The sequence below is a fragment of the Streptomyces sp. NPDC002958 genome (assembly GCF_055563255.1).
In genome coordinates this window covers 1-7,982 of sequence record NZ_JBVHDS010000058.1, presented here as the reverse complement: position 1 = coordinate 7,982, position 7,982 = coordinate 1, and the positions used below count along the sequence as shown (strand labels likewise).

Annotated in this window: 6 protein-coding genes and 4 pseudogenes; 3 read left to right on the top strand and 7 right to left on the bottom strand. The window is 64.5% G+C overall.

What is annotated here, in order from left to right:
* Window positions 1-9: 9 nt before the first annotated feature.
* On the bottom strand, window positions 10-300 hold the full coding sequence (locus tag ACZ3IC_RS33830) for an NB-ARC domain-containing protein (RefSeq protein WP_467422500.1): 291 nt from the start codon (window positions 298-300) through the stop codon (window positions 10-12).
* A 36-nt stretch (window positions 301-336) separates the two neighbouring features.
* The gene (locus ACZ3IC_RS33825; RefSeq protein WP_467422498.1) at window positions 337-792 is read right to left on the bottom strand and encodes a hypothetical protein; all 456 of its coding nucleotides are present in this window, start codon (window positions 790-792) and stop codon (window positions 337-339) included.
* 653 nt (window positions 793-1,445) lie between these two features.
* Between ACZ3IC_RS33825 and ACZ3IC_RS33820 the strand changes: the two are divergent.
* A pseudogene (locus ACZ3IC_RS33820) lies at window positions 1,446-2,164 on the top strand (IS6 family transposase).
* Between the two features lie 79 nt (window positions 2,165-2,243).
* A pseudogene (locus ACZ3IC_RS33815) lies at window positions 2,244-2,351 on the top strand (IS5/IS1182 family transposase); the annotation flags it as partial.
* A gap of 11 nt (window positions 2,352-2,362) precedes the next feature.
* Here the strand turns inward: ACZ3IC_RS33815 and ACZ3IC_RS33810 are convergent.
* The 5 genes and pseudogenes from ACZ3IC_RS33810 to vanH form a co-directional block, all read right to left on the bottom strand.
* Window positions 2,363-2,587, bottom strand: a pseudogene (locus ACZ3IC_RS33810) (IS6 family transposase); the annotation flags it as partial.
* A gap of 33 nt (window positions 2,588-2,620) precedes the next feature.
* Window positions 2,621-3,229, bottom strand: a complete 609-nt coding sequence (locus ACZ3IC_RS33805) for a tetratricopeptide repeat protein (protein WP_467422496.1) — start codon at window positions 3,227-3,229, stop codon at window positions 2,621-2,623.
* Between the two features lie 87 nt (window positions 3,230-3,316).
* The gene (vanX, locus tag ACZ3IC_RS33800) at window positions 3,317-3,925 is read right to left on the bottom strand and encodes a D-Ala-D-Ala dipeptidase VanX (protein ID WP_467422494.1); all 609 of its coding nucleotides are present in this window, start codon (window positions 3,923-3,925) and stop codon (window positions 3,317-3,319) included.
* On the bottom strand, window positions 3,922-4,962 hold the full coding sequence (vanA, locus tag ACZ3IC_RS33795; RefSeq protein ID WP_467422492.1) for a D-alanine--(R)-lactate ligase: 1,041 nt from the start codon (window positions 4,960-4,962) through the stop codon (window positions 3,922-3,924). The genes vanX and vanA overlap by 4 nt, the downstream gene beginning before the upstream one ends.
* The gene (gene vanH / locus ACZ3IC_RS33790) at window positions 4,955-5,995 is read right to left on the bottom strand and encodes a D-lactate dehydrogenase VanH (protein WP_467422489.1); all 1,041 of its coding nucleotides are present in this window, start codon (window positions 5,993-5,995) and stop codon (window positions 4,955-4,957) included. Before vanH ends, vanA begins: the two co-directional genes overlap by 8 nt.
* A 223-nt stretch (window positions 5,996-6,218) precedes the next feature.
* Here vanH and ACZ3IC_RS33785 point away from each other — a divergent pair.
* A pseudogene (locus tag ACZ3IC_RS33785) lies at window positions 6,219-7,563 on the top strand (UDP-N-acetylmuramoyl-tripeptide--D-alanyl-D-alanine ligase).
* Window positions 7,564-7,982: the final 419 nt, after the last annotated feature.

The window sequence follows — 7,982 nt, the reverse complement described above, 5'->3', positions numbered from 1 at the left end:
CTGCACTGGTCACGCTTCCGACGACGCAGCCAGGCCCGAGCCCGCCGCTCCCACTACAAACACCGAGGCCACATCCTCCAGATGCGGTTGCAGTATTAGGACAGCCAGTGCCTGTCGCGACGACATCCGGTCAACTGTGACCGCTCTCGATCCCGATGGCAGTACCCCAGGGTTTCGCGTGGTGACCAGCCTGACGCACGTGCGAGAAGCACCTTGCAGGAACGGTGTCAGTTGTTCGGGCTCCCAGACGTCGTCCAAGACGAGCAGCATGCGGGGCCGCTGCGCAAGGAGGCCTGCCAGGTGTTGCCCTGCCAGGTCGGGGTCCTGGCCGATATCTCATGCGTCGCCGGTGAGATACCGGGTCACCTCGGCCACCTTCGCCGCGATCGCAGATCGACCGCGCACCTCGCGACCGATCGTGACAACGTAAACACGACCGTGGAAATAGCGGCGGACCTTAGGATCCGCGCACACCACGTTGGCCAGCATGGTCTTTCCGAAACCGCCGGCTCCATGGAGACCTGTGGTGATGCCCACTGCCCCACCACCCCGCCGACGGCACACGGCTGTTACAACATCTCTCACCTCGGCCCTGTCCACCACCCAGTCGGGCACCACCGGCGCCGTGGACGGTGGGAGCCCTGCCCCGGAGGGCTGGCCGGTACCGGACCCGCGCAACGCCACGATGAGGGCGACGATGCCCGAGGTTGCTCCCAGCACACTGGCGACGGGATCCGCCTCTCCCCAACCGTCCCGCACCGCCAGCACGCCCAACCAGACCACCACGGCCACGCAGCAGGCCACCCCTGCATGGACGCCCCAGTTTCTTCCCCGACCCATGGGGATGATCCTCGCCGCCCGCCCCGCGATGCGCCACCACTTCGCCGTAGTCGGCGGCCCGCGACATGTTCATCAGAGTGGGAGTTCTCCCTAGCTTGTCCGGGTGGTTCTCGGCTCGGCCGGGTCATGCCGCTCTCGTCCCGCGCTGCTCCTGGCGGTGAGCGAGCCGAAGCAGCTCGACCCCGCCCGCGCCACTCGCCTCCTGCGCGCCCTGCTCGTCCTGACGAATCTCGAAGTCAATCGCTGACAGATGATCTACTACGCAGACTGCCGCCTACGACCAGCGTGAGCGCCCCGAGTATCGGTCACACCAGCCCTTTGACCTGTGACTTCAAGTTGGCGGAGGCTCAGTGGACGACATCGGCGATGCCGCGCATCCACCCGGTGCGCACCCGCCGCATTTCTCCTTGACCACGGCCCATGTCAAGGAGAAACGCACCGCCCCTAACCGGCCCGCTCCACCGCACCGACCCCCGCCCGATGCGCACCACTCATTCGTTCCCGGCACCCCGCTCGACCTGGTCGTCCAGCAAGCTCTGGGGGCACTGTCACGTTGACTGGGGGGGGATGATCTTGTGGTTGATCGTGCCGGGAGGGGTTCACTCGTGTCGTCCGCGTCGCCGTCGTACAAGGGGCACCGGTACCCGGTGGAGATCATCGCGCACTGCGTGTGGCTGTACTTCCGTTTCCCACTGCCGTTCCGTGAGGTGGAGGAGCTGATGCTGCAGCGCGGCGTGATCGTCTCCTACGAGACGGTCCGCCGCTGGTGCGCCAAGTTTGGGCAGGCCTACGCGAACGGGCTACGCCGCCGCCGGCCCCGGCCCGGGGACAAATGGCACCTGGACGAGGTCTTCATCAAGGTCAACGGCGAGCATAAGTACCTGTGGCGGGCCGTCGACGCCGACGGCAACGTCCTCGACATCCTCGTCCAGAACCGGCGGGACAAGGCCGCGGCAAGACGCTTCTTCCGCCGCCTGATGCAGAAGACCCGTACGGTACCGAGGGTGGTCGTCACCGACAAGCTCCGTTCCTACGGCGCGGCGCACCGCGAGGTCATGCCCTCGGTGGAACACCGCTCGCACAAGGGCCTGAACAACCGGGCGGAGAACAGTCATCAGCCCACCCGGCAGCGCGAACGCGCCATGAAAGGCTTCCGCAGCGTCGGCGGGGCCCAGCGGTTCCTGTCCGCGTTCGCGGCATCTCACCCCACTTCCGCCCTCACCGCCACCTGATGACCGCCTCCGACCACCGAGCCGAGATGACCGTCCGCTTCGCCATCTGGGACCAGATCACCGGCGTCACCGTCCTGCCCACTGCGGCGTGACCCAGGCCCCCGCGCCCCGACCCCTCCACGCCCTGACGCGCCCTCGATCGATCAACACCTCACCAACGTGACAACACCGTTCAAACGGCTCCGCATCCGCTACGAGATACGCGCGGACCTCCACCTCGGACTGCTCCAACTCGCCTGCAGCATCATCTGCTTGAGACGACTCCGGACCTCATTCTGAAACGATCAGTTATCCCCGGGCCTCGGCCGGCGGCGGCGCAGTCCGTTCGCATAGGCCTGCCCGAACTTCGCACACCAGCGGCGGACCGTCTCATAGGAGACGATCACACCGCGCCGCAGCATCAGCTCCTCCACCTCGCGGAAGCTGAGCGGGAAACGGAAGTACAGCCACACACAGTGGGAGATCACCTCGACCGGGTACCGGTGCCCCTTGTACAACGGCGACGCGCTGTCCACGGACGGCCCCCTCCACCACGACCAACCCGAAGATCATCCCACCCGGTCGGCCAACGTGACAGCACCGTCGACAGCCCTCTGGGCGCAAGCTGCAACGTGGGCGCAGCGGACCGCTTTTGTCAGCGGGTGGGCCTTGCCGAGCACCTGTACGGTGTCGGAGAGGGTCTGCTCGAAAAGCGGGATTGCCCGGTTCAGGTCCCCGGCCGACTGGTAGGCGTAGGCCAAGTTGTTGCGGGCGGTCAGGGTGGAGGGGTGGGTCTCACCCAGCACCAGGACCCGGGCGTCCACAGTCTGCTCGAAAAGCGGGATTGCCCGGTTCAGGTCCCCGGCCGAATGGTAGGCATAGGCGAGGTTGTTGCGGGCGGTCAGCGTGTCAGGGTGGTCTTCACTGAGCACCCGTACGGTGTCGGAGAGGGTCTGCTCGAAAAGCGGGATTGCCCGGTTCAGGTCCCCGGCCGACTCGTAGGCATAGGCGAGGTTGTTGCGGGCGGTCAGCGTGTCAGGGTGGTCCTCGCCCATCACCCGTACGGTGTCGGAGAGGGTCCGCTCGAACAGCGGGATCGCCCCGCTCAGATCCCCCGTCGGCCCGTGGCGATGGTTGTGCCCACACCGGAGGCACCAGTCGGAATGGTGCTCTGACATGACATTCCCTTTCTCGCGTGAGTCGCGCAACTGGAACCGCGGTCGCTCGTAGCGCTTCGACGACTTCGACTTCTCGGTCCGGTTCAGTTACGTGATGGGAAAGTCAAAATAGGTGTCCGGGTAAGGTTCGTCTTTCAGGGTGTAATGCCACCATTCACACTCGTATGGGCTGAAACCGCAGGCCTCCATGATGGAGCGGAGGTGTTGTCGATTTCGCGCCTCGGATTGTGTGACCCCTTGTGCTCCGTGATGCGAGATCGGATCCATCAAGTCGTGGTCACCGCCCATGGCGGCAAGTTCTCCGGTGGCCATGTGGTAGAGAGTCAGGTCGACGGTGCTGCCCCGACTGTGGCCGGACTTTGTGGCGACATATCCCATCTCGAACATATCGGCTCTGTCGATATGCGGATGGTGTCGCTGCTTCGTGCGGCCATCCTCCGGCTGCCTCGACCAGCGCACAAAGCAATCTACGGCGCGTTGAGGGCGGTATCCATCCCAGAGGAGCAGGCCAAAGCCATAGGAGCGGGCCTCTTCTCGCGCCCTTTCCAGGGCCGCGAACAAAGGCCTGGTGCCGACGATTCGATTGGCCAGGTAGCCGTCCACGGGTTTGCCGGTAAAGTTGTCCCAGGTGGCGTACTTGGAATCCCAGCGTATTCCGGGTGCACATTCGTCCAGGAAGGCAAAGTTGTCATTCATCGAATTTTCCCCGTCAGTGCCAACGTCACCATCCGGTCGATCACTTCGGTCAGCGTAATCCCTGCAGCCGCCATCATCCTTGGATAACGGCTGTAGGAGGTCAGGCCAGGCAATGTGTTGACCTCGTTGAGGACTACACTTCCATCCTCCTTGAGGAACATGTCCACTCGTGCCAGGCCGCTGCATCCCAGGGCGCGGTAGATGGTCTTTGCCGTCTCCTGAACGAGCGAGCGCGACTCTTCTGAAATGTCGGCGGGAACGATGAACGTTGAGTTCTCGGATCCGCTCTCCGGGTCTTTCTCCTGATGGATCTTGAAGAACCCGTGCGACAGCGCGATTCGATCCACCTCGCCTGCGATCAAATCCAGTTCGTTCCCCAGGATGGCGCATCCGACTTCGCTGCCGACGACAGCCTCTTCGATGAGCACCTTTGAGTCGTACTGTCGCGCGATTTCCACCGCAGGCAGCAGTTCTTCCTTTTGCGATACCTTGCTGACGCCGAAGGACGACCCCGAACGGGCCGGCTTCGCAAAGACGGGATGCGTCAGCTGCTCGGGATCAATATTCTCGTTCGCCGCAACGGTCCAGAATTTCGGTGTGGCGATTCCCGCGCTCCTGGTTATTTGGTAAGCAAGGGACTTGTCCATGCACAGAGCGGAACTCTGTACGTCGCAGCCCGCGTAGGGGATGCCGGTGAGCTCCAACAGGCCTTGCATCGCGCCGTCTTCGCCAAGTCTTCCGTGCAGGATGGGCAGCACGACGTCCAGATTGATCGTGCTGTAGCGCCCCTGCTCCAGGACGAGCAATCCGCGTACGCTTCTGTCCGGTGACAACAGCGCCGGACGGCAGCTGCCGCTCTCCCAGTCTGGGCCAGGGCTGTCGCAAAGTTTCCAAGCACCGCTCTTCGTGATCCCGATGTAGAAGGGTTCGTACTTGTCGAGATCGATATTTTTTGCGACCTCTTGCGCAGATTTGATGGAGATGGGGTGTTCTTCGGAGCAGCCCCCGAATACGATTCCGACGTTGAGCTTATCCATGCTGGTTCCTGCTTTCGAATTTCAGGCAATTGGTGATGGAGTTTTCGACCGTGTCGCTCAGGGCGTGGTCTGTGTAGTAGGCGGTGTGCGGACTGATGATCACGTTCGGCATCTCTTGCAGCCGCAACAACGCCTTGCTGTCAATGGGTTTGTTTCGGCAATCGGTGTAGAAGATTCCTTCCTCTCCTTCGAGGACGTCCAGCGCGGCACCGCCCAAACGGCCGCTTTCCAATGCGAAAACAAGGGCCTCGGTGTCGATAAGTGAACCGCGTCCAGTATTGATAATGCATGAGCCGTGCTTCATCTGCTCGATGTGGTGGCGATTCAGGAGGTGGTGTGTATCCGCGGTGAGCGGCGTGTGGAGCGTTACGATGTCGCTCAGCTGCAGCAATTTATCGAGAGGGACGTAATCGGCCTCGGTCGTGGGGTGACTGTCATGGGCCAATGTCCGGCATCCGAAACCCCGCAGCCTGTCCATGACTGCTACGCCAATGCGCCCCGTTCCCACGACTCCGATGGTCAGATCGCGAAGCTCTTTTCCGCGGACGTCGTTCAACCGGTAATCGTGCACATCTGCGTGACGGATGATGGACTTTGCGTGTCGCGCCGTCATCAGCATCAGCATCAATGTGTAGTCGGCCACGCTGTCGGGTGAATAGGCGACGTTTTCCACGGAGATGCCGACGCTCGCTGCGTACCCCACATCGATGTGGTTGTATCCCACGCTTCTTGTGGAGATGTAAGCCACGCCTGCCCGGCTGAGTGCAAGAAGAGTGGAATTTGCGATGCCAGTTTTATGGCTGACGCTGATGCATCGGTTTCCGTTTGTCAATTCAACGTTGGCTTCGGATACCGCTGCCTCGGTGATGGTGGGAATTGCGCCGACGCGAGGCGCCATCTCTCGGAACAAGGCGGCCTCGTCCTTCCCACACCCATAAACCGTGACTCCCGTGGGTGCGACGGCTGTGGGATGCGAGGACGTCAGCGATTGGGTGCGGCCGACCGCCGCGTGGGCTGGTTCGCTGTAGGTCATGCCTACAGTCAAGGCGGCGTGGCGTTGCCGGAACGTATGAGGTTTTCGATATGCCCACGATATGCTACCGATGGGTAGCGTATCGTCAGTGTATTGAAAACCGCATACACGCTAGCAACACCACACCGCCTTGACTTGAGGTGTGACCTATAGCGAACCAGCCTCCTCGTACCTCTACCTCGCCGGCCTCGCTCCCGCTCGCCGGCTCCCGCGCCGCGTGGGCATCGTTCCGCTCAGCCTCGGCGAGATTGCTGCGGTCGTCGGCGGGACGGTCGCGGGCGACGACGCAGTGACGGTGACCGCGCCGGCCGTGCTCGACGGTCGGCTGGCCGAGCCGGGCGGCCTCTTCGTCGCCATGGCCGGGGAGCGTGCCAACGGCCACGATTTCGCCGACCAGGCCGGCGAGGCAGGGGCGGTGGCTGTGCTCGGCTCCCAGCCCACTCCGCTGCCCACCATCGTCGTCGACGATGTCCAGGCGGCGCTGCAGACGCTCGCCACCCATGTCGTGGCCCAGCTGCGCAACGGGCTGACCGTTGTGGGGCTGACCGGCTCCCAGGGTAAGACCAGCACCAAGGACCTGTTGGCTGCCGTGCTTTCGAATGCCGGGCCGACGGTCGCCACCATCGGCTCGCTCAACAACGAGCTTGGTGTACCGCTCACCATGCTGCGCGCCGACATGGGCACCCAGTACCTCGTCCTTGAGATGGGAGCTCGCCGCATCGGCGACATCGCCGAGCTAGCGGGCCTGGTCGCGCCTGACATCGCCGTCGTCCTCAACGTCGGCAAGGCACACCTCGGTGAGTTCGGGTCGCGCGGAGCCATCGCCAAGGCCAAGGGGGAGCTGGTGGAGGGGCTGGCGCCCGGCGGGACCGCCGTCCTCAACGCCGACGATCCCCGGGGGGGGCGCGATGCGCGCGCTCACCGACGGTCCGGTGGTGACCTTCGGGCGGGCCGAGCACGCCGACGTACGTGTGCTCGACCTGGCGCTGGACCGGCTCGGCCGGCCGTCCTTCACGCTGCGGACCGCCGACGCCTCGGCTCGCGTCGCGCTGCCGCTCGTGGGTGCGCACCAGGCACTCAACGCGGCGGCTGCCGCGGCGGCGGGGCTGTCGGCCGGCATACCTCTGGAGGTGGCCGCGGCGGCGTTGGGCACAGTCTCGCTGTCGAAGTGGCGCATGGAGCTGCGCGACCTCGCCGGCGGCGCGATGCTGCTCAACGACTCCTACAACGCCAACCCCGACTCGACCCGCGCCGCCCTGGACGCGCTGGCAGCAATCGAGGGCGGGCGTCGCATCGCCGTCCTCGGCGAAATGCTCGAGCTGGGGCAGGAGAGCGAGGCCGAGCACCGTGCAATCGGCGCGTACGCCGCCGCCCGGGCCGACGTGGTGGCGACCGTCGGCGCGGGCGGCCGTTCGATCGCCGCCGGCGCGGGAGAGGCGGCGGTGGCGCTGGCCGACAACGACGCGGCCGTCGACTGGCTGCGCGGCCACATTGCCGCAGGCGACGTGGTCCTCGTCAAGGCTTCCCGCGGTGCGTGTCTCGACGAGGTCGCCGCCGCGCTCACGTAGCTTGCCGGGGCGAGCCGGACATCCGCGTCGCGGAGTGGACGGTCGACGACGTGGTCCGGGACCTTGGAGGTCGCAGGAACCGGGACGACTTCCCTGCTTCGTCGACGTACCCGCGGCGCCGGTAGAACTTGTGTGCACCATGCCGACGATCACTACTGGTGACCTTCATGCCGAGGCATCCGCGCGTGGGGGCAAAGGACTCCGCGGCCGCGACATGTTCATCGGCGACGCCCGCACCGCCGATGAACAACCCGCCCTCGACGCCGACTTTTTCGCGCCGCCCGGACTCGTTCGACTCACGATGGACCTCAAAGGCGGTTTCCCTTACTGATCGTTTCAGAATGAGGTCCGGAGTCGTCTCAAGCAGATGATGCTGCAGGCGAGTTGGAGCAGTCCGAGGTGGAGGTCCGCGCGTATCT